This window comes from Oleispirillum naphthae (genome assembly GCA_027864655.1).
In the GTDB taxonomy this organism is placed as follows: domain Bacteria; phylum Pseudomonadota; class Alphaproteobacteria; order Rhodospirillales; family Rhodospirillaceae; genus Oleispirillum; species Oleispirillum naphthae.
In genome coordinates, this window is the sequence record JAQAZG010000013.1 from 12,326 (window position 1) to 35,001 (window position 22,676).

The following is a 22,676-nucleotide window of genomic DNA, read 5'->3' on the forward strand; positions in this document are numbered from 1 at the left end:
CGTCAGGTCGTTTGGTTCAGGGCGGCCAGATCGGCCAGCAGAGCCTCCCGCTCGGCGATGAATGCGTGGCGTCCCGCCGCGGCCAGTTCCAGGCCGGGGGCGTGCCGCGCGGGCGTGTCCAGCTTGCTGCGATGCCGCTCCTGGGGCGATTCCGTGGGCCGGTCGGGTGGGGGAGGAGTCTGGGGAAGCTGCCCCGTGGAACGGTTCGTTCCCGCGTGGTCGGTGAAGGTGACGTGGAAGGTGGCGGCCGCACGGTTGCCCGCGCTGTCGCGGCCGGTGACACGGATCTCCACCGCGGGGATGCCGTGATTCCTGGCGTAGTCGGTGTCCACCACGAAGCGGCGGCTTTCCTTGTCGAAAGTGATGAAGGAGGGCAGCTGCGAACCGTCGGCCTGGGTCGCCTCCACATGGATCATCGCCACCGGATCGGAATGCACGAACGCGTTCGGTGGAATGGCGAAGGATTGCAATCCCTCGGGTAGAACGCGGTCCTGCAACTCGAGGGCCAGTTGGATCGGGTTCTTCAGCGCATCGCCGATGAAGCGGCTGTCGTCCAGCAACGGCAGGGCGCTGAGCCGTTCTGCCCTGAGCGCCGCGTCGTTGTACGAAAGTCCCGAACCGTCGCCGCCGCCGCCGTCGCTGCCGGTCAGCGTCCTGACGCTCTGGTCCGACGGCGCAAGGGGGGTGGGGGTGGGATCGGGGATCGGCGGCGTCGGCGTCGGCGTCGGCGTCGCGACATGGGTGCTGGCGCCGGTGATGGCGATGGTCAAGGTGGCGGAGGAGGTGCCGCCGAAGCCGTCGCTGATGGTGTAGGCGAAGCTTTCCGCCGCCGACTGGCCGCCGCCCAGGGCCGAGAATGCCGATCCGTTGCGGTTCAGGGCGTAGGTGTAGGTTCCGTTGGCGTTGATCGTCACGGTGCCGTAGGTGCCGTTGACCGATGTGCCGACGTTGCCGCCGTCGCCGTTCACCGAGATCACGGTCAGGGTATCGCCGTCGGGGTCGGTGTCCGTTCCCGTGCCGGCTGTCCCCAGGGTGACGCTGCCGGTGAGCGAGGAGGTGGAGCTTTCGCCGTCGATGCGGTTGGTATCGTTCACGGCGGTCGGCGGTCTGTTGTCGGACAGGTGGATGCTGCCGCTCAAAAGGTTGGAGTCGAGAGACGTCGGCCCCCCCGCCAGGGCGTCGTTGTTGCCGTCGTTGAGGACGATGCGGAAACTCCGGGTCATCGTCGATCCCGACGACGTGGGGTCGGCGCTGCTGCTGTGGTACTGGATGGCGTTCAGGATCGTCGCCACGTTGGCGGCCGTAGCGTCGGCGTTGAGCGTGATGACCAGGGGGGCGCCGCCGCCGCCGCCGACCGAGGCGATGCCCGTCAGCGCGGGATTGTCGAGGTCCAGGACGTCCCCGGCGATGGCGTCGGTCAGGGTGACGGTGATGGTGCCGCCGCCGAAGCTGCTGACGCCGGAGAGTCCCACGTCCACGTCGGAATCCGACGCGCCGGTCAGGAGGAAGCCGGTGGAGGTGCCGCCGCCGGTCAGGGCGGTGACGGTCAGCAGGGTGGAGGACGCGGAAATCGCCGGGGCATCGTTGACCGGGGTCACGCCTGTGGAGAGCGCGGCGGTGTTGGACCAAGTGCCGGTGGTTCCGGTGCCGCTGCTGATGTCCGCTGAGGCGGAGAAGACCTGCACGCTGTCCGCCAGGCGCACGGTCAGGCCGCCGGGGGTGCCGTTGTAGTCGGCGACGGGAACGAAGCGGATGCCGGCGGTGGTCGGCAGGACCAGGGCGGCGGTGTCGTTCATGCTGCTGCCGATGGTCACCCAGCCGGAGCCGGTGTCGTATTGCCAGACGCCTTGCGTCGTGGCGTCGGCGGTGTTGCCGACGATGGCGACGCCGCCCAGGGCGGTGGAGGCATCGCCGCCGCCGGAGACGCCGCTCCGGTTGTCGGTGGCGTCGGAATAATGGGTGCCGAACAGGGCGGACACGGTGCTGCCCGCCGGTGAGGCGGTATCTTCGGCGATGTCGGCCAGGGTGGTGGCGCTGGCCACCGGGCGGTCGTTGACCGCGGTGACGGTGGGGGTGAGGGCGGCGGTGGCGGACCAGGTGCCGGTGGCGCCGGTGGCGCCGCTGATGTCCGCGGCGGCGGAGAACGCCTGCACGCTGTCGGCGAGGCGCACGGTCAGGCCGCCGGGAGCGCCGAAATAGTCGGCGACGGGAACGAAGCGCAGGCTGGCGGTGGTCGGCAGGATCAGGGCGGTGGTGTCGTTCAGGGCGGCGCCGATGGTCACCCAGCCGGAGCCGGTGTCGTATTGCCACACCCCCTGCGTCGCGGCGTCGGCGGCGTTGCCGACGATGGCGATGCCGCCGAGCGCGGTGGCGGCATCGCCGCCGCCGGTGATGCCGCTCCGGGTGTCGGTGGCGTCGGAATAGCTGCTGCCGAACAGGGCGGAGACGGTGCCGCCCGCCGGTGAGGCGGTATCTTCGGCCACCGAAAGGGTGGTGGTGGCGGCGGTCGGGGCGTCGTTGACGTTGGTGACGCTGGTGCCGATGGTCACCGCGGCGGCGGACCATGCATTGGTGGCGCCGGTGCCGCCGTCGGCGGAGAGGTTCTTGGTATCGGCGGCGGCGGTCGAGGCGGTGATCGCGGTGCTGCCGTCGGAGAGGCGGACGCTCAGCGTGCCGGGGGTGCCGAAATAGTCGGCGGCGGGGACGAAGCGGATGTCGGCGGAGGCGGCGAACACCAGGGCATTGGTGGCGGACAGGCCGGAGGCGGGGATGTCGATCCAGCCGGAGCCGCCGTTGACCTGCCAGGTGCCCTGCGCGGCGGTGTAGTTGCTGGAGCCGACGATGGCGACGTAGGAAAGCGCGGTGCTGGTGTCGCCGCCGCCGGAGATGCCGCTCTGGTTGTCGGCGGCATCGGTGTAGTGGCCGCCGAGCAGGTCGGCGAGGGTGGCCGAGGCGGTGGCGGTTCCCTCGGTGGTGGCGGCGATGGTCTCCGACCCGCTGGCCACCGGGCGGTCGTTGACCGCGGTGACGGTGGGGGTGAGGGCGGCGGTGGCGGACCAGGTGCCGGTGGCGCCGGTGGCGCCGCTGATGTCCGCGGCGGCGGAGAACGCCTGCACGCTGTCGGCGAGGCGCACGGTCAGGCCGCCGGGAGCGCCGAAATAGTCGGCGACGGGAACGAAGCGCAGGCTGGCGGTGGTCGGCAGGATCAGGGCGGTGGTGTCGTTCAGGGCGGCGCCGATGGTCACCCAGCCGGAGCCGGTGTCGTATTGCCACACCCCCTGCGTCGCGGCGTCGGCGGCGTTGCCGACGATGGCGATGCCGCCGAGCGCGGTGGCGGCATCGCCGCCGCCGGTGATGCCGCTCCGGGTGTCGGTGGCGTCGGAATAGCTGCTGCCGAACAGGGCGGAGACGGTGCCGCCCGCCGGTGAGGCGGTATCTTCGGCCACCGAAAGGGTGGTGGTGGCGGCGGTCGGGGCGTCGTTGACGTTGGTGACGCTGGTGCCGATGGTCACCGCGGCGGCGGACCATGCATTGGTGGCGCCGGTGCCGCCGTCGGCGGAGAGGTTCTTGGTATCGGCGGCGGCGGTCGAGGCGGTGATCGCGGTGCTGCCGTCGGAGAGGCGGACGCTCAGCGTGCCGGGGGTGCCGAAATAGTCGGCGGCGGGGACGAAGCGGATGTCGGCGGAGGCGGCGAACACCAGGGCATTGGTGGCGGACAGGCCGGAGGCGGGGATGTCGATCCAGCCGGAGCCGTCGTTGACCTGCCAGGTGCCCTGCGCGGCGGTGTAGTTGCTGGAGCCGACGATGGCGACGTAGGAAAGCGCGGTGCTGGTGTCGCCGCCGCTGTGGGCGGTCTGGTTGTCGGTGGCATCGGTGTAATGGCCGCCGAGCAGGTCGGCGAGGGTGGCCGAGGCGGTGGCGGTTCCCTCGGTGGTGGCGGCGATGGTCTCCGACCCGCTGGCCACCGGGCGGTCGTTGACCGCATTGACGGTGACGGCGATGGTTTTGCTGCCGGTCTGCGCGCCGCCGCCGCCGCTGTGGCCCAGGTCGTTGATGCTCACCGCCATGGAATCGCTGCCGAACCAGTTGGCGGTCGGCGTGTATTTCAACCCGGCGAGGGCGCTGTTGAGGTCGGCGAGCGTGCCGGTGAGGGTGAGGGTGGCGGTTCCCGATCCGGTGACCGTCAGGCCGGTGGAAGACGCAAGGGACAAGGCCCCGTGCGAGACGGTGACGGTGACGGTCTCCTGTTCGCCGAAGGCGTCCACGTCGCCGACCGAGACTCCGGCGATGGTGACGGAGGAGTCCTCGTTCACCGAGGCGGCGGCCGGGGCGGTGATCGTGGGCACGTCGTTGGCGGCGCTGCTGGCGATGGGGATGATCTTGGCGGCGGTGAGGCCGCTGGCTCCGGCGACGCTGCTGCCGTCGTTGAGGTCGTCCACGGCGACGGAGAGGTTGACCGCGGCGTTGCTGTCCTGGTTGGCCGCGGAGGCGAGGTATGTCAGGCCGTTGAGCGCGGTGTTGATGGCGCCGATCGTCCCGGTGATGGTGATCGAGCTCGATCCGTCCGCGCCGCCGGAGATGGTGATCCCGGCGGTGCCGCCCAGGGTGAGGGTGCCCTCCGGCACCGACACCGTGACCTGCGCCGTATCGGTGAAGGTGGTCTGCCCCACGTCCTTGGCGTCGCCGATAGTGATGGCGTTGCCGTTGGCGGCGGAGAAGGTGACGCCGCCGGTGGAGGTATAGAGGGTGCCGTCCGGACCGTCGATCGTCGGCGTGTCGTTGACCGGCGTCACCGTAATGGCGACGGTGGCGCTGTCGGTCTGCGCCGCGCCGCCGGTATTGCCGTTGTCGCTGAGGCTCAAGGACAAGGTGTCCGTGCCGTTGTAGTCGGTGCTGCCCTTGTAGGACAGGGAGGCGAGCGCGGCGTTGAGGCGGGAAACGTTGCCCGACAGGGTGACCGTGGACGTGCCGTTGGCACCCGCGGCGACGGTGATTCCGGACAGGGTGCCGAAGGTCAGGGTGCCGTTGAGCACCGAAACGGTCAGGGTCTCGCTGCGGTCGAAGCCGTCGGCGTCGGCCACCGACAGGCCGGCGAGGGACAAGCCGGTGTCCTCGGCCACCGTTTGCGCCCCGAGCGAGGTGATGACCGGCGCATCGTTGCTGCCGGATGCGTAGATGCTGATCGATTTGCTGACGGTGTCGAAGTCGGCGTTGGGGGCGGAGCTGTCGCTGTTGGTGGCGCCGCCGTTGGCCTCTCCGCTGCCATCGTAGAGGCGGTCGTCCACCGTCACCTGCACGGTCAGCTGTTTGTCGAGGTCGCCCGCGGGCAGGACCGCCGACAGGGTGGAGAGAGCCGCCTGCACGTCGGCGATGGTGCCCTCGATCACCAGGGAGGTCGTGGTGTCGCCGCCGTTGGCGCCGGAAACGAAGGTCAGTCCATCGGTGGCGCCGAGGCCCCACGTCGCGCCGTCGGCGTAATTCACGCCTTCGTCCAACAGCGACACCGTCACCCGCACGTAGTCGGTGACGAGGCCGTTAAGGGCGGTGTTGCCGGGCAGGTCGGGGTCGCCGATGGTGATGATGCCGGACAGGTCGATCGTGCCGCTGCCGCTGACCGACGAAGTGGAGAGCGTCAGCGTCGGCTTTTCGTTGACCGGCGAGGTGACGGAAATCTTGAAGATGTCGGGGCTTCCGGCGTCGGCCTGGCTGCCGTCCTGGTTCAAGGTGCCGACCGCCGCGATTTCTCCGGCGTCGGTGTTGACGGTGCCGTTGGTGCCCAGGTTGTCCTTCACGCTGTCGCTGACGACGAAGGTGAAATTGTCGGAATAGTGTTCGCTGCCGTTATGGGTATAGGTCAGAAGATCGGCGTCGATGTCGGCCTGGGTGAAGGTGCTGCCGATGCCCAGAGCCTGGCCGTTCAGGTACAGGGTGCCGTACTGGGTGGCGGTGACGATGCGGTACTGCACTTGGACGGCCGTGTTGTCGGCGTCGGCGGCGGTCAGCAGGGAACCGGTGATGGTGCCGCTGCCGCCTTCCGAGACGGTGAGAATCTGGTTGGCCGGGGTCTGGGTGTCGCCGTTCTGGTCGATCAGGTAGTATCCGGCGCCCTGGTTCTGGGCGGGATCGTCGGGGCTGGTCGGCACGATGGGGGCCTGGTCCAGGCGCGCCACCTTGATGCCGACGGTGGCGGTGGAGGAGGAATGGCCGCTCGCCGCGCCGTAGTCCGAGGCCGTCACCGCGTCTGCCGCCGTGGAGAAGGGATTGCCCGGATTGGCGAGGTCGTCGCGGGTGACGATGACGAAGCTGTCGGTGAAGGCGGAGGATTGGGCGCTGCCGTAGTTGACGTAGCGCAGGCCGCTGATGCAGTCGTCGGCGGTTCCGACGGTATCGACGGCGGCGGTCAAGAGCGTCATCGGCAGCCATTCGCCGACCGTCAGGTTCACCCAGGCGGCCCCGTCCCAGCGTTGCAGGGTGCCGTTGTCGGGCAGGTCGGCGACCTGGAAATACAGGAAGTCGGTGGTGCCCTCGCCGACGCGGTTGCCGGCGTCCACCGCGCCGCCCGAGGTGACCGCGCCATCGGCGTCGGACAGGCGGATCGCCAGGGTCGAGGCCCCGGCGGTGGCGGTGGCGACGCCCGCGATGGTGTAGCTGCCCGCGATGGCGACGGTGGAGCCCTGCGGCACCGCCGCGAGGGTGGCGCCGGTGGCGCCGGGCGCATCGTTGACCGGCGTGGTGACGAAGCCGAGGCTGCCGGCGAAGACGCTGGTGTTGCCTGCGCTGACGTTGAAGGACAGGGTGCTGGAAAACACCTCGCCGCCGTTGTGGTGGAAACGCACGGAACCGGCGTCGATGTCGGCCTGGGAGAAGGTGGAATAGGCGGGCAGGGCAGTCCAGGCGCCGGTGCCGGAGTTGTAAAGCTCGATGCTGCCGTTGGCGGGCAGGGAGGTGATGGTATAGACCGTCTCCGCCGCGGGAACCGTGTAGCTGTCGTCCTGCGAGGTCAGGACGTAGGTCAGGTTGGCGGAGGCGATCACCTCGGTGGCGTCGGTGGCCGAGCCGTCGGCGACGGGAACGTCGGAATTGCCCTCGGCCGTTCCGGAAACCGTTGAAATCGTCGAACTGCCGACTTTCAGGTCGCCGACATAGGCCGGGTCCGGGGCGCTGGGTCCGTCGCCGCCGGTATAGCTGCCGTTCAGGGTCAGGGCGAAGGTCAGGGTCTGCAACGTACCGTCCGGGTTGGAGACGCCCGCCGCGCGGTCGGCGGTCGGCCACGGCTGAAAGGTGGAGTCCCGTACCTGGAAAGTGAATGAATCCGTCGTTGTCCCCTCGGGAAGGGAGACTTCCTCGATATAGCGGACGTGCCCGGAGTCGATGTCGTTCTGGGTGAAGCGGCCGCCGACGCCCAGGGTATGCCAACCGCCGTCGGCATAGATCTGCACCACGCCGTAATCGGGGATGTCGGTCAGGGTGTAGACCAGTTGGCTGGCGTCGGTATCGACGTCGGTGACCTGCAACACGGCGGTGGTCAGGGTCACGCTGTCGCCGCCATCGACGCCGGCGCCGGTGTTGGCGACCAGGATCGGATCCTGGTCCACCGCTTTGACGGTGACCGAAATCTTGGTGTCGGTGCTGGTGGCGGCCGCCACGTCGCCCTCGCCGCCGCCGGCGTCGGTGGCCGAGATGATGAAGCTGGGCGAGGGGGACCCCGGCGCGCTGCCGTTCTGTAAAAAGCGCAGGCTTCCCTGCACCGCGCCGGTGACGGTGGTCCCGGTCAGAACAACGTCGGTTCCGGCGTCGTAGCTGCCGTTGTCGTTGGCATCCAGATAGACGGCGGCGCCGCTTTTCAGGAAGGTATAGGTGGTTCCGGCCGCCAGGGTGACGTCGGTGGCGGCGTCGTAACTGCCGTTGCCGCCCACGTCCAGGTAGAAGGTGCCCTGACCGGCGGCATCGACGCCGGAGATGACGATCTTCGTCATTCCGTTGCTCTGGTCGTAGGCGTCCGCGTCGCTGATCGAGATCGAAGAGCCGACGGCGGTATCGGAGGTGCCGGCGGTAAGGTCGGTGACGCTCTGCCAGACCGAAGGCGAGCCGCCGATCGTCGGCTTGACGTTCTTCGGCGTCAGGGTGACGGCGATCGTATAGGGGCCGACGTCGCCGCTGCCGCCGCCGTCGTTCACCGTCACCGTGAAGCTGTCGGAGGTGGTGGCCGCGTTGTCGGGATTCACGTCCGAGCCGTTGGGGGTATAGACGAGCAGGCTGATCTTGTCATAGGTGATCACCGTGCCCACCACCACCGCCGACCCGTTGTAGGTCAGGGTGCCGTTGGTGGGCAGGCTGGTGATTTTGACCGCCTCCTGCGAGGAGATCTGATTGCCGGTGGTCAGGTCCGGGTCGCTGAGGTTGAAGTTGGCGGCGGTGCAGCCGACCGGAGAGGTGCCCTCCTGCACCGTCAGGGCGCTGGGGACGAGGGTCGGGCTTTCGTTGACCGAAGTGACGCGCACCGCGACGTTCAGGCTGTTGCTGTTGCCGTCCGTATCGGCGGCGTAAAGGGCGATGCGTTCGGTGCCGTTCAGGTACTGGGTCGGGACGTAGATCAGATGCGACAGGGCGGTGGTGATCGCCGAGGCGCTGCCGGTAATCGTCAGGTTGCCGGTGTCGGAGCCGGTGACGGCCAGTCCGGCGGCGGCGGTGTCGTAGACGCCGAAGGAGAGCGTGCCGGTATCCGCGCCCGAGCTATAGGTGCCCGAGGCATCCGTGGCGTGGACCGTCACCGTCATCGTGGTGGCGTCGGCGTCGCTGACCGACAGGCCGCTGAAGGTCAGGCTGGAACCGTTGCTGCCGGTGTTTTCGTTCAGGGTGCGGGTGGAGGTCGCGGAATCGGCAAGGACCGGCGCGGTGGTGACGCGCACCGCGACATTCAGGTCGCCGGTGTTGCCGTCGGCATCCGCGGCATGCAGGGCGATGCGTTCGGTGCCGTAGACGTTGGAATTCGAGGTGTAGGTCAGATGGGTGAGCGCGGTGTTGACGTCGCTCAAAGTACCGGAAACCGTCAGGGTCGCGGTGGCGGCGCCGTCGATGGTCAGGCCGGCGCCGGTATAGCCGTCCAGGGTCAGGGTGCCGGTGTCGCTTCCGGAATCGTAGGTGCCGGTGGCGGTGGTGGCATGCAGCGTCACCGTCACCGTGTCGCTGTCCGCGTCGCTCAGGCTGAGGCCGGAAATCGCCAGAGTGCCGCTTTCGATGATGGTGCGGGTGGAGCCATCGGCATCGGCGACGACTGGGGATGCGCTCAACAGCCCGTCGTAGGCATCCATTGCATCCCGAGAGAGGATGGAAACCGGTGCGATGACGCCGGTCGCGGCTTCCAGCGTCCAGTTGCCGCCCGCCGTTGTGGAACCGGTATCGTCGGTGGAGGCGGCGACGTCCGCTCCGGTCAAGTCGGCGATGCGGTGGATGAAGGCGTCGCCCGCCGCGCCCTCCGCCACGTCGCAGGCATAGATCAGGATGTCGGCGCCGCCGCTCAAGCCCGCGGCCCACGCCGCCACCGCTTCCCCCGACGCGCCGCCCAGGGATTCCATGGTCAGATGGTCGGAACCCAGGGTCAGCTCCCCGGCGCCGCCGTGGGCGAAGATCGCCAGGGTGGCGACGTCGTCGCCCGTCCCCAAAAGCGACTGGATGACGGCGGCGCCGTCATCGTCGGCGCCGATCATCACCACCTCGGTTCCGCTGGAGAGCCCGGCAATGATCTGATCCGCATTGGCGACACGGGAGTCGATGACCGCAACGCTGCGGTCGGAGGAAGCCGTTCCGGAGTTTTCCGGCGATGTGGCGGTCGAAGCCGCCGCTTCCGTGGCGGTGGGGGGTTTGTTCGGGTCGGCGGCGGCGACCGTTGCAACTCCCGCGGCATCCAGGAGGATGCGGGGTTCCAGGGCCAGTAAGCGAAGGTGCGTCAATGTTTTTCCCTCACGCGCCACATATTAAAATAAACTAATCTAGCATTCTCTGACATATTTCATTTTTGTTAAGGTACGGCATCGAAATGAAACAATAAATCTACCATATAAAAAAGTATTCTTGAGAAGAATGGATTTCAAGGCGTTTTTGATCCATTCGATTTGACCTGCTGCCGATTCGGTGTGCGCGAGCTTCATCGCCGGCCGAAGGGCGACGGCAGGCGCGCCATGATCGCGCCGAACGGTTTGGATCGGCGGTTCACTGCGGAGCGACCGAACCAGAAAGGAATTGCCGGTTTCGCCCGTTATCCGGCGGCGGCCGATCTGTTCTCACGCCGTGCCGTGCGGGCTCCGCCGTGAAGCGCTCCTGCCATAGCGCATCCTCTTCCCGACCGGCCGATGACGCGCCGTCACACTCCGGGATCAACCATCTGGAAGCGTTCCGCCATCAGGGCGTCCAGCGTGCGGGTGAGCAGCAGCAGGTCCTGGGTGCGCGACAGGCGGTGGTCGCCGTCCTTGACCAGGGTGACGGCGACGTCCTCGGAGTCCAGGCGGTCGGCGAGGGTGAGCGCGGTTCGCCACGGCACCGAGGCATCGCGCATGCCCTGGAGGATGCGCACCGGCCCGGTGAACCGGATGGATTTGCGCAGCAGGAGGTTTTTCGCGCCGTCCTCCATGAGGATGCGGCTGACCGGATAGGTTCCGTCGTCGTCTTCGAGGTGGACCAGGCCGTCGCGGTCGAAGGCGCGGATGTCCTCGGGCGTCATCGCCGGGCGGATGGTGTCCTCGGTGAAGTCCGGCGCGGGGGCGATGCCGATCAGCGCCTTGACCCGGTCCGGCCGGGCGAGCGCGGCGAGCAGCATCACCCAGCCGCCCATGCTGGAGCCGACGAGGATGAGCGGGCCGTCGGTGAGCCGGTCGATCACCGCGAGGGTGTCGTCGCGCCAGAGGCCGACGCAGCCGTCGGTGAACGCGCCGGAGCTTTTGCCGTGGCCGGACATGTCGAAGCGGAGGAAGGAAAAGCCGGTGAGTTCGGCGTGCGCGGCGAGATGCGCCGCCTTGCCGCCCTCCATGTCCGACATCAGACCGTGCAAAAAGATCACAGTCGGCGGCGGAGTGTCACCGGCGGGGCACACGACCCGGCGATAGGCGATGGACGCGCCATCGCTGCGTGGTAATATCCCGCGTTCGTCGCGGCCTGACATCGGGTCCGGCACCATTGAGTTTTATCCGTTTGGTTCAAGATCAAGGAAGGCTCGGCAGTGTCCAGCGAGTCTAAATCTAGCAGCCGGAGCGAAAGGGGCCAAGGCGCTCCGGCGGTTTTGCAGGTTCTTCCCCGTCTGGAGACCGGCGGCGTCGAGCGCGGCGCCATCGAGATCGCCGAGGCCCTGCGCGATGCGGGCGCGTTGCCGGTGGTGGTGTCCGCCGGAGGCGCGCTCGAGCGCGAACTCGAGCGCATGGACGCGGTGCACGTGCGCCTGCCGGTGCAGTCGAAGAACCCCCTGGTGATGTGGCGCAACGTCGCGGCGCTGGAGCATGTGATCCGCCGTTACGACGTGAAGCTGGTGCATGCGCGCTCCCGCGCCCCGGCGTGGAGCGCCCGCGCCGCGGCGCGGCGCTGCGGCGTGCCCTTCGTCACCACCTTCCACGGCACCTACAACCGCGGGCCGTTCGGCATCAAGGGGCTGTACAATGCGGTGATGGCCTCGGGCGACCGGGTGATCGCGATCTCGCAGTTCATCGCCCGCCACGTTCAGGAATTCTATAAGACGTCGCCGGAGCGCATCCGGGTGATTCCGCGCGGCGTGGATCTCGACCGCTTCGATCCCGCCCGCGTCAGTCCCGAGCGGATGATCAAGCTTGCCACCGAGTGGCGTCTGCCGGAGGACGTGCCGGTGGTGATGCTGCCCGGGCGGCTGACCCGTTGGAAGGGGCAGCACGTGGTGATCGAGGCGCTGGCGCGCCTGGGGCGGCAGGACATCCGCTGCCTCCTGGTCGGCTCCGACCAGGGGCGCTCGGCCTATCGCGCCTCGCTCGAGCGCGCCATCGCCGACAAGGGCCTGCAGGGCGTGGTGCACATCGTCAACGGCTGCCACGACATGGCGGCGGCGTATCTGCTCACCGACTACGTGATCTCCGCCTCCACCGATCCGGAGGCGTTCGGCCGCGTCATCGTCGAGGCGCAGGCGATGGGCCGCCCGGTGATCGCCACCCGCCACGGCGGCGCGCTGGAGACGGTGACGCCGGGAGAAACCGGCTGGCTGGTCGCGCCCGGCGACCCGGCCGAGCTGGCCGAGGCGATCGCCACGGCGCTGGCGGTGGGCTCGAAGGAGCGCGCCCGCATGGCCGCGGCGTGCCAGGCGCAGGCGCGCGGCACCTATGCCCGGCAACTGATGTGCGACAAGACGCTGGACGTCTATGCCGAACTGTTGCAGGGCGCGGACGAACCGCCGCGATGACCGGCGGGCCGCGCATCCTGGTGATCAAGCTCGGGGCACTCGGCGACGTGGTGCAGTCCTTCGGGCCGCTTGCGGCGATTCGCCGCCACCATCCGGATGCGGCGATCACGGTTCTCACCACCCGGCCCTATGCCGCGCTCTATGAAGCGTGTCCGGACGTCGATGCGGTGTGGATCGACCGCCGCCCCAGGGCGCATCAGGTGGGCGGCTGGCTCGATCTTCGGCGGCGGCTGCGCGGCGGCGGCTTTTTCCGCGTCTACGATTTGCAGACTTCGGACCGTTCGTCCGGCTATTTCCGCCTGATGCGCGGCCTCTGCCCGTGGGGGCGGCGCAGCGTGGAATGGTCGGGGATCGCCGCGGGGTGTTCGCACCCCCACGCCAACCCGGACCGCGACCGCATGCACACCGTCGAGCGCCAGGCCGAGCAGCTGCGCATGGCGGGCATCGCCGATGCGCCGCCGTCCGATCTTTCCTGGCTTGCCGCCGAGGTTTCCGGCCTTGCGCCTGCGGGGCGCTTCGTGCTGCTCGCGCCCGGCGGCGCGGCGCACCGTCCGGGCAAGCGCTGGCCCGCGGAGCGTTACGGCGAACTGGCGCGCCGCCTGCTGGATGCGGGGGTGACGCCGGTGCTGCTCGGCACCCGGGCGGAGGAACGCGAGATCGCGGCGGTGACCGCCGCCGCGCCGGGGGCGGTAAGCCTGATCGGGCGCACCGGCTTCGCCGAGATCGCCTCCCTCGGGCGGGCTGCTGCGGCGGCGGTGGGCAACGACACCGGGCCGATGCATCTGCTCGCGGCGGTGGGCTGCCCCTGCGTGGTGCTCTATGCGAAGGACTCGGACCCGGCGCTCTGCGCCCAGCGCGGGCCGAAGGTGAGGATCCTGCGGCGCGAGGCGCTTTCCGCCCTCGCGGCGGAGGAAGTTTGGGCGGAATTGGCGGAATTGGCGGAATCGGCGGATCTCCCCGATCACGACGGTTGACAGGACCGGGGGCGGGTGCGCATTTCATGGGGTTTCGAAAGGACCCTGGTGGGTAACGAAGGATAGATGATGGTTGCGATCACGCTCCCGGACGGTTCGGTCCGGTCCTACGGCGGCCCGGTGACGGGCTTGGATATCGCCCGCGACATCGGCGCGGGCCTGGCCAAGGCTGCCCTCGCGATGCGGGTGGACGGCGCGCTTCTGGACCTCACCCGAACTTTGACCGCGGACGCCGGGGTCGCCATCGTCACCGCGAAGGACGCCGAGGGGCTCGAGCTGCTGCGCCACGACGCGGCGCACGTGATGGCCGAGGCGGTGAAGGAGCTCTACCCCGACACCCAGGTCACCATCGGCCCGGCGATCGAGAACGGCTTCTACTACGACTTCGCCCGCGAGACGCCGTTCTCCCTCGACGACCTCGCTCATATCGAGGAGCGGATGCGCGACATCGTGGCGCGCGACGAGGCGATCGTGCGCGAGGTGTGGGACCGCGACAAGGCGGTCGCCTTCTTCGAAAAGATGGGCGAGGCCTACAAGGCGGAGATCATCCGCGACCTGCCGCAAGGCGAGACGATCACCCTCTACCGCCAGGGCGCGTTCATCGACCTCTGCCGCGGCCCGCACCTGCCCTCCACCGGCAAGCTCGGCACCGCCTTCAAGCTGATGAAGGTGGCGGGCGCCTATTGGCGCGGCAACTCCGACAACGCGATGCTGCAGCGCATCTACGGCACCGCCTGGGCCTCGGCGAAGGACCTGGCGGCGCACCTGACGATGCTGGAGGAGGCGGAGAGGCGCGATCACCGCCGTCTCGGCCGGGAGATGGACCTCTTCCACTTCCAGGAGGAGGCGCCGGGCGCGGTGTTCTGGCATCCCAAGGGCTGGACGCTGTTCCAGAACCTCATCGCCTACATGCGCCGCCGCCAGGATGCGGCGGGCTATGTGGAGATCTCCACCCCCGAGGTGATGGACCGCAGCCTGTGGGAGACCTCGGGCCACTGGGCGACCTTCCGCGAGCACATGTACACCACCGAGACCGAGGACGGCCGCACCTACTGCATCAAGCCGATGAACTGTCCCGGCGGCATCCTCGTCTACAAGCAGGGCATCACCAGCTACCGCGACCTGCCGCGCCGCATCGCCGAGTTCGGCAAGGTGCACCGCTACGAGCCCTCGGGCGCGCTGCACGGGCTGATGCGGGTGCGCGCCTTCACCCAGGACGACGCCCACATCTTCTGCACGCCGGAGCAGATGGAGGCGGAGTGCCGCACCGTGGTGCGCCTCATCCTCGACATCTACAAGGACTTCGGCTTCGAGAACGTGTCGATCAAGTTCTCCGACCGGCCGGAAAAGCGCATCGGCGACGACGCCACCTGGGACATCCTGGAAGGGGCTCTCAAGGGCGCGCTCGAGCACATGGGCTTCCCCTACACGCTCAACCCCGGCGAAGGCGCGTTCTACGGGCCGAAGCTGGAATTCGTGCTGAAGGATGCGATCGGCCGCGACTGGCAGTGCGGCACCCTGCAGGTGGATTTGAACCTGCCGGGCCGCTTCGGCGCGACCTATGTGGGCGAGGACGGCGAGAAGCACATGCCGGTGATGCTGCACCGCGCGCTGTTCGGCTCGCTCGAGCGCTTCACCGGCATCCTCATCGAGCACTACGCGGGCAAGCTGCCGCTGTGGCTTGCGCCGGTGCAGGCGGTGATCGCGCCGATCGTCTCCGACGCCGACGCCTACGCCTGCGAGGTGCGCGACGCGCTCAAGGCGGCGGGCCTGCGGGTCGAAACCGACTTGCGCAACGAGAAGATCAACCTGAAGGTGCGCGAACACTCGCTCGCCAAGGTTCCGGTCATCGTCGTGGTCGGCCGCCGCGAGGCGGAAAACCGCACCGTCGCCTTGCGCCGCCTGGGTTCCGAGGCGCAAGAAGTCCTTGCGCTCGATGAGGCGCAAGCTAAACTCAGGGCGGAGGCGGCGCCTCCGGCCGGCGCGTGAGCCGTCCGGAGCGCAATCGGACCTTGCAGACAGGATGCGGCGCCTGGGGCCATGGCCCGGGGCGGCGTGGTGTTGTGGCCCGCGCGCCGCAGCATGAGGGGAAGGCTTCGCCCGCCGGGCGCGGCCTTCGGGTAAACCAGAAGGGAGGCGATTCATAGCCAGGGCACCAGCAGGCGCCGCACCGTCCCGGGAGGGACCGCGCGTCAACGAAGAAATCACCGCACAATCCATCCGCTTGATCGACGCAGAAGGGGAACAGGTCGGGGTCGTGAGCCGCGATGAGGCGCTCAACCGCGCCTTCGCGGCCGGACTGGACCTGGTCGAAATCTCGCCGAACGCGGAACCGCCGGTTTGCAAGATTCTCGATTACGGCAAGTTCAAGTACGAAATCCAGAAGAAGCGGGCGGAAGCGAAAAAGAAGCAAAAAGTCATCGAGATCAAGGAGATCAAGGTCCGCCCGAACATCGATGACAACGACTACAACATCAAGATGCGCAGCGTCCGCCGCTTCCTCGAGGAGGGCGACAAGGTCAAGGTCACGCTTCGCTTCCGCGGGCGCGAACTGGCGCACCAGGAACTCGGCGTCAAGGTGCTCGACCGCATCCGCGACGAGGTTGCCGATCTGGCCAAGGTCGAGCAGTACCCGAGGATGGAAGGGCGGCAGATGATCATGGTGATCGCGCCGCGCTGATCCGGGGGAAGGGGAGCATGCCCCGCCCCGTCCGGATCGGCTTTCGGGCGGTGCGGGGATCGAGGTTGCCATGGCAGATGTCTCTGACCCGCGCGTCGTCGCCGCTCTCGGCGCCGCGGTCAAACAGATCGAATCGGCGATCGCCGATACCGAGAAGGGCGTCAACCGCATTCTCGGTCTGGTCGAGCTGTTGATGGACCGTGCCGACAAGGATGCCTTCCTCAAGCTGGAAGGCATCATGGAGGCTTGCGCCTTCCAGGATCTCACCGGCCAGAAGCTGCGCAAGGTCGAACGCCTGCTCGAACACCTGCAGACCAAGACGATCATCAAGGTTCCGGGCGCCGTGGACTTCGCCAAAGCGCAGGCCACCAGCGCCGAGAAGGACGTGCAGCCCGCCGCCGCGAGCAAGGGTCTCTCCCAGGAGGAGGTGGACCGCCTGCTCAAGGGGATGTGAGTCAGGCGCTCATGCTGGGGCGCGACGAGACCGCGGCGTACCAGCGCGCCAGCGCCGGCAGGCCCTCGGGCATGGCGATGCCGGAGCGCTTCGCCGCGAAGTCGATGGCCACCACCGCGGTGATGTCGGCGAAGCTGAAGCTCTCTCCGGCGACGAACCGCGTCTCGGCGAGGCGCGCGTCCAGATCGGCGAAGAAATCCGAGAGGCGGGCGCGGGCGCGCTCCGCCAGTTCCGCAATCTGCGCATAGTTGCGCGGCCCGGTGATGGCGCGGTCCTTCAACGCCGGGTTGGCGTTGCGCAGAAGCTCCATGCCGGGGAACAGCCCTTCCAGCTCCACGCGGCGCTCCCACATGGCGGCCACCGCGCGTTCCAGCGGCGTGCGGCCGAAGAGCGGCGGCTCGGGGTGGGTTTCCTCGATATAGCGGCAGATCGCCGGAACTTCGCCGAGGGCGGTGCCGTCGTCGAGCACCAGGGTCGGCACCACGCAGCGCGAGTTGATCGCGCGGTAGGCCGGGGTGAGCTGCTCCCGCTCGGCAAGATTGACGGCGATCTTTTCGACCGCGATGCCCTTTTCCGCCAGGAAGATGCGCACGCGGCGGGGGTTGGGCGAGGTGTGGGAGTCGTAGAGCTTCATGGCGGCATCCTTTGCGCTGCTGTGGCCGTTCCCCCGTTCGCCAGACTACGTGAGGCCGCGCGCAGCGGCAATGCGGACGACGCCGGTTCTACATCCAGTATTTCCATAGCTCCTGCGGCAGATGGCGGACGGCAAAGGCCGAATCCGCAGAGAAGAGCAGGGATGTCAGGGCTTCCCTGAAGATCGGCGAAAGGGCGGCATGGCTGCCCTCGTGAGGCCGCACCTGCGGGGAGTCCTCCATGAGGTGCTCGCGGAGGATGTTGCCCACGGCGGTGGCCAGGCGCTTGTCGCTGATCGTGGAGACGGCCCGCATGACCTTGTAGACGTCGGTATTGATCGTCTTGTTTTGGAACGAGGAAAAGTCCTCGCGCCGGAAGGCGACGTGACCGTCGAAAAACAGGTTCAGCCGCGCGACGAAGGCATCCGTATCCGCACGGAGCATTTCGTAGGGGAGAATGGTCGTCTCGGCGCCTGTTTCGAGCAGACGTTCGACGACTCCGGACCAATTGATCGGATTGTGCACCCATTGCTCGATGAAGGTGCAGAAGTCGTCGGCGCAATGTCCCGTGCCGACGCTTTGCAGGTACCACGATTCCAAGAACGGCAAGAGGTGCCGCACGATGAACAAGACTTTGACCTCGTATCCATGACGGCGCAGGCCTTGGATCAAGGTGGCGGTATGGGGCATTCCCGGGAAGAACGCTCTGTTATGAAGCGGCGGAACCGACAGAAGCTCCTCCGAAACGATCAGCGGAGCGTCGCTGTCTTCCTGGAGAAAGTCGGCGATGAACTCGGGGGTGAAGTCCCGCCGCTTGTGCGGCAGGAAGAAAACATGGTGGTCGAACTCTTTAAAGAAATGCGTCTTCCGGAATGTGTCCGGGGTTACGGCCGTGGGGCACCTGCTTTGCAAGACGGCTTGCAGGGTCGTGGTCCCGGTTTTGGGGGAGCCGATGTGTAGGTAGATTGTCTTCACGGGATTTTCCTCCTGCCTGTGGCGGGCCGGTATCGAGTGCGAGGAACAGGCGGCAACCTTCGCTTTTCCAGCAAGAAACGTGGCGGCGGCGCAGAAACTGGCGTACGAGTCCTCTTGCATTTTCGCCCTATTTCCGCTAGGAAACCTCCCTTCCTGGGCGATGTCCCGGGATCAAGGGCGGAACGGGCGCGCCGCGAGAAGCGGCAGGGCATGCCCGCACGCCGAAGCCAACACCCAACTAAGGACGTTGAAATGCCCAAGATGAAAACCAAGAGCGCGGTGAAAAAGCGGTTCAGCGTGACCGGCACCGGCAAGATCAAGGCCAACGTGGCCTACAAACGCCATGGTCTCTCCAAGCGCCCGCAGCAGATGAAGCGGCAGGCGCGCGGCTCGTTCGTTCTGTGCGACGCCGACGCGATCATCGTCAAGAAATTCATGCCGTATGCGTGATTGAACCGGATCGGGAGACTTAAGACATGGCTCGAGTTAAACGCGGCGTCACCACGCACGCCCGCCACAAGAAGGTTCTGAAGCTCGCCAAGGGCTATCAGGGCCGCAATTCCACCTGCTTCCGCGTCGCCATCGAGAAGGTCGAGAAGGGGCTGCAATACGCCTACCGCGACCGCCGGGCGAAGAAGCGGAACTTCCGCGCGTTGTGGATCCAGCGCATCAACGCGGGGGTGCGGGAGCACGGCTTGATCTATTCGCGCTTCATCGACGGCCTGAACAAGGCCGGGATCGCGCTCGACCGCAAGGTCCTCGCCGACCTCGCGGTGCGCGAGCCGGAAGCGTTTGCTGCCTTGGTCGGCCAGGCCAAGGCGGCTTTGGAACAGGCGGCCTGAGGCCCCTTCGGGCTTCGCCATCTGTTCGGAAAAACCGTTAGGCTGAGGGCCGTTCCCCCGGAACGGCCCTCTTTTGCTTGGGAAAAACCGCGCGAGGTTTGAAGGACGATGGACACTCTGGCGAGTTTGCGGGACGAGGTTCTGGCCGCGGTCGGCGCGGCGGGGAGCCTCGCCGATCTGGACGAGGTGCGCGTCGGCGCACTGGGCAAGAAGGGCCGCCTCACCGGCCTGATGAAGGAACTGGGCGGACTCGACCCCGAGGCGCGGCGGATGCGCGGCCAGGCCTTGAACGTGGTCAAGGACGAGGTGGCCGCCGCCATCGAGGCACGCAAGACGGACCTCGAAGACGCGGCGCTCGACGCCCGCCTGGCGCAGGAGGGCATCGACGTCACCCTGCCGCCGCGGCCCGACGGCGTGGGGACGATCCACCCGATCAGCCAGACCATGGACGAGGTGATCGCCATCTTCGCGCAGATGGGCTTCGCCGTCGCCGAGGGTCCGGAGATCGAGGACGACTTCCACAACTTCACCGCCCTCAACATCCCGCCGGAGCATCCGGCGCGCCAGATGCACGACACCTTCTATCTGCCGCCGCATGCCGACGGCACGCGCCACCTGCTGCGCACCCATACCTCGCCGGTGCAGATCCGCACCATGCAGGAGCAGGCGCCGCCGATCCGCATCGTCGCGCCGGGGCGGACCTACCGCTGCGACTCCGACATGACCCACACCCCGATGTTCCATCAGATCGAGGGCCTGGTCATCGACAGGAGCACCCACTTCGGCCACCTCAAGGGTTGCCTGATCGAATTCGTCGAGACCTTCTTCGAGGTCTCCGAGGTGCCGGTGCGCTTCCGCCCGTCGTTCTTCCCCTTCACCGAGCCCTCGGCGGAGGTGGATATCGGCTGCTCCCGCAAGGGCGGCGAACTCACCATCGGCGCGGGCGACGGCTGGCTGGAAATCCTCGGCTGCGGCATGGTGCACCCCAACGTGCTCATCGCCTGCGGCCTCGACCCGGCGGTCTACCAGGGCTTCGCCTTCGGCATGGGGATCGAGCGCATCGCCATGCTGAAGTACGGCATTCCCGACCTGCGCACCTTCTTCGATGCGGATTTGCGTTGGCTGAAACACTACGGCTTCGTGCCCTTGGACCTGCCGACCGTGACCGGAGGACTCAGCCGATGAAATTCACCCTTTCCTGGCTCCGGGACTACCTGGAGACCGACCTGCCGCTCGCCGAACTCGCCGACGCGATGACCGCGCTCGGCCTCGAGGTCGAGGGCATCGAGGACCCCGCCGCGGCGCTTGCCGACTTCATCGTCGCCGACGTGGTCACCTGCGTCGATCATCCGGATTCCGACCACCTGCACCTGCTCTCGGTGAACACCGGCAGCGAGACGTTGCAGATCGTCTGCGGCGCACCCAACGCGCACGCGGGGATGAAGGGCATTCTCGCCCGCGTCGGCACCCGCATCCCGGCCACCGGCGATGTGCTGAAGACCGGCAAGATCCGCGGCATCGAAAGCCAGGGGATGATGTGCTCCTTCCGCGAACTCGGCCTCGGCGAGGACCACGCGGGCATCGTCGAGCTGGAGACCGATGCCCCCGCCGGAACCCCGGTGGCCGAGGTGCTCGCCCTCGACCCGGTGATCGACCTGTCGATCACCCCCAACCGCGCCGACTGCCTCGGTGTGCGCGGCGTTGCCCGCGACCTCGCGGCGAAGGGCCTGGGCGCGTTCAAGGATGCGCCGGTGCCCGTGGTGCAGGGCAGCTTCGACAGCCCGGTTTCCGTCGCCCTCGACTTCCCCAAGGGGGAGGAAGGGGCCTGCCCGATGTTCGTCGGCCGCTTCATCCGCGGCGTGAAGAACCGCCCCAGCCCGCAGTGGTTGCAGGACCGCCTCACCGCCGTCGGCCTGCGCCCGATCTCGGCACTGGTGGATATCACCAACTACGTTTCGCTCTCCCGCGCCCGCCCCCTGCACGTGTTCGACGCGGACAAGATCGCGGGCGGCGCGCTCACCGTGCGCCTCGCCGAAAAGGGCGAAACCGTCGCCGCGCTTGACGGCCGCACCTACGAGATGGAAGCGGGCATGGTGGTGATCTGCGACGCCGCGGGCGCGCAGAGCATCGCGGGCGTGATGGGCGGCGAGCCCACCGGCTGCACCGAAGACACCGTCAACGTCTTCGTCGAGTCCGCCCTCTTCGACCCGCTGCGCGTGGCGCACGCGGGCCGCACCCTGCAAATCGATTCCGACGCGCGCTACCGCTTCGAGCGCGGCGTGGACCCGGCCTCGGTGGCGGACGGCGCGGAACTCGCCACCGCGCTGATCCTCGAATTCTGCGGCGGCACGGCCTCGCATCCGGTGGTCGCGGGCGCGGTTCCCGGTCCGCGCGCGGCCATCGCCTTCCGCCCCGAACGGGTGAAGACCCTGGGCGGCCTCGACGTCCCCGCCGCCGAGATGGCCGACGTGCTCGCCCGCCTCGGCTGCGCCGTCGCGGTGGACGGCGCGGCGCTGACGGTCACCCCGCCCACCTGGCGCGGCGACATCGCCGCCGAGCACGATCTGGTGGAAGAGGTGCTGCGCGTCGTCGGCTACGACAACGTGCCCGCGGCGCCGATGCCGCGCGACCCGATGCCCAAGGTGGTGCTCACCGATGCGCAGCGCCGCCGCGGCTGGATGCGCCGCGCGCTCGCCGCGCGCGGCCTCACCGAGGCGGTGACCTTCTCGTTCATGGACAGCCGCGTCGCCGGGGCCTTCGGCTGGTCGGACCCGATGCTCAAGGTCGATAACCCGATCTCCTCGGAACTCGACGTGATGCGCCCCTCGGTGCTGCCCAACCTCGTCTCCGCCGCCGCCCGCAACGCCGCCCGCGGCATCGCGGATGCCGCGCTGTTCGAGATCGGGCCGCAGTTCGACGGGCCGGAGCCGGGGCAGCAGCGCCTCGCCGCCGCCGGGGTGCGCACCGGCAAGACCGGGCCGCGCCACTGGGGCGCGCCGCCGCGTGCGGCGGATGCCTTCGACGCCAAGGCCGACGCCTTCGCCGCGCTGGAGGCCGCGGGCGCGCCCACCGCCAACGCGCAGGTCCACCGCGACGCCCCCGCCTGGTACCACCCCGGCCAGTCCGGCACCATCAAGCTCGGCCGCACCGTGCTCGCCGCCTTCGGCGCGCTGCATCCCGGCGTGGTCAAGAAGCTCGGCCTCAAGGGCCGCGCCGTCGGCTTCGAGGTCTACCTCGACGCCATCCCCGCGCCGAAGAAGAAGGCCAACCGCACCCGCCCGCTGCTCAAGGTCTCGCCCTATCCGGCGGTGGACCGCGACTTCGCCTTCGTCGTCGATGAAGCCGTCGAGGCGGAGCGCCTGATCCGCGCCGTCACCGGCGCGGACAAGGCCCTGGTGCAGTCGGTCTCGGTGTTCGACGTGTTCGCCGGTCCCGCCCTCGGCGCGGGCAGGAAGTCCGTGGCGCTCGCCGTCACCCTGCAGGCGATGGACCGCACCCTCAAGGACGAGGAAATCGAGGCGGCGGCGAAAACCATCGTCGCCGCAGTGGAAAAAGCCACCGGCGGCGTGCTGCGGGCGTAGAACAAAAACGTTGCGGAGGGACTCGGTCCCTCCGCGCCTCCCCTTAGTTTTTCGCCGCGAAGCGGCAGATGAGCAGCCTGTGGCAACCGTCGCAGGCTTATGGCGCTTCGTGCAAAAACAGGTCATGAG

At 68.3% G+C, this 22,676-nt stretch carries 13 protein-coding genes; 9 read left to right on the plus strand and 4 right to left on the minus strand.

Translation table 11 applies throughout. The features are described 5' to 3' along the window. Window positions 1-2 precede the first annotated feature (2 nt). The gene (locus O7R11_RS13160; RefSeq protein WP_337997991.1) at window positions 3-9,950 is read right to left on the minus strand and encodes a cadherin-like domain-containing protein; all 9,948 of its coding nucleotides are present in this window, start codon (window positions 9,948-9,950) and stop codon (window positions 3-5) included. A gap of 410 nt (window positions 9,951-10,360) precedes the next feature. Next, a complete protein-coding gene (locus O7R11_RS13170; protein WP_337997992.1) occupies window positions 10,361-11,170 on the minus strand; it encodes an alpha/beta fold hydrolase in 810 nt (269 codons plus the stop codon). 102 nt (window positions 11,171-11,272) lie between these two features. Here O7R11_RS13170 and O7R11_RS13175 point away from each other — a divergent pair, with 102 nt between their 5' ends. From O7R11_RS13175 to O7R11_RS13195, 5 genes are all read left to right on the plus strand, one after another. Then, window positions 11,273-12,409 (plus strand): glycosyltransferase family 4 protein, encoded by a 1,137-nt coding sequence (locus tag O7R11_RS13175; protein WP_337997993.1) that lies wholly within the window; start codon window positions 11,273-11,275, stop codon window positions 12,407-12,409. After that, window positions 12,406-13,383 carry a glycosyltransferase family 9 protein gene (locus tag O7R11_RS13180; protein ID WP_337997994.1) on the plus strand — a complete coding sequence of 326 codons (978 nt, stop codon included), beginning with the start codon at window positions 12,406-12,408 and terminating at the stop codon, window positions 13,381-13,383. Before O7R11_RS13175 ends, O7R11_RS13180 begins: the two co-directional genes overlap by 4 nt. 69 nt (window positions 13,384-13,452) lie before the next feature. Further along, window positions 13,453-15,372, plus strand: coding sequence for a threonine--tRNA ligase (thrS, locus tag O7R11_RS13185; protein ID WP_337998090.1), 1,920 nt, complete (start codon window positions 13,453-13,455; stop codon window positions 15,370-15,372). A 154-nt stretch (window positions 15,373-15,526) separates the two neighbouring features. Further along, window positions 15,527-16,063 carry a translation initiation factor IF-3 gene (gene infC, locus O7R11_RS13190; RefSeq protein WP_337998091.1) on the plus strand — a complete coding sequence of 179 codons (537 nt, stop codon included), beginning with the start codon at window positions 15,527-15,529 and terminating at the stop codon, window positions 16,061-16,063. A 70-nt stretch (window positions 16,064-16,133) separates the two neighbouring features. Then, complete coding sequence (locus tag O7R11_RS13195; protein WP_337997995.1) at window positions 16,134-16,517, plus strand: hypothetical protein; 384 nt, start codon at window positions 16,134-16,136, stop codon at window positions 16,515-16,517. A 1-nt stretch (window position 16,518) separates the two neighbouring features. Here the strand turns inward: O7R11_RS13195 and O7R11_RS13200 are convergent, their stop codons facing one another. Together O7R11_RS13200 and O7R11_RS13205 are read right to left on the minus strand one after the other, a co-directional pair. Continuing rightward, complete coding sequence (locus tag O7R11_RS13200; RefSeq protein WP_337997996.1) at window positions 16,519-17,151, minus strand: glutathione S-transferase family protein; 633 nt, start codon at window positions 17,149-17,151, stop codon at window positions 16,519-16,521. Window positions 17,152-17,239: 88 nt separating this feature from the next. Next, window positions 17,240-18,124 carry a hypothetical protein gene (locus O7R11_RS13205; protein WP_337997997.1) on the minus strand — a complete coding sequence of 295 codons (885 nt, stop codon included), beginning with the start codon at window positions 18,122-18,124 and terminating at the stop codon, window positions 17,240-17,242. A gap of 252 nt (window positions 18,125-18,376) precedes the next feature. Here O7R11_RS13205 and rpmI point away from each other — a divergent pair, with 252 nt between their 5' ends. From rpmI to pheT, 4 genes are all read left to right on the plus strand, one after another. Next, window positions 18,377-18,574, plus strand: coding sequence for a 50S ribosomal protein L35 (gene rpmI, locus O7R11_RS13210; RefSeq protein WP_337997998.1), 198 nt, complete (start codon window positions 18,377-18,379; stop codon window positions 18,572-18,574). A gap of 26 nt (window positions 18,575-18,600) precedes the next feature. Beyond that, window positions 18,601-18,966, plus strand: a complete 366-nt coding sequence (rplT, locus tag O7R11_RS13215) for a 50S ribosomal protein L20 (protein ID WP_337997999.1) — start codon at window positions 18,601-18,603, stop codon at window positions 18,964-18,966. Between the two features lie 108 nt (window positions 18,967-19,074). Then, entirely contained in the window at window positions 19,075-20,151 is a 1,077-nt protein-coding gene (pheS, locus tag O7R11_RS13220) for a phenylalanine--tRNA ligase subunit alpha (RefSeq protein WP_337998000.1), read from the plus strand. Next, entirely contained in the window at window positions 20,148-22,547 is a 2,400-nt protein-coding gene (gene pheT, locus O7R11_RS13225; protein WP_337998001.1) for a phenylalanine--tRNA ligase subunit beta, read from the plus strand. Before pheS ends, pheT begins: the two co-directional genes overlap by 4 nt. Window positions 22,548-22,676 lie beyond the last annotated feature (129 nt).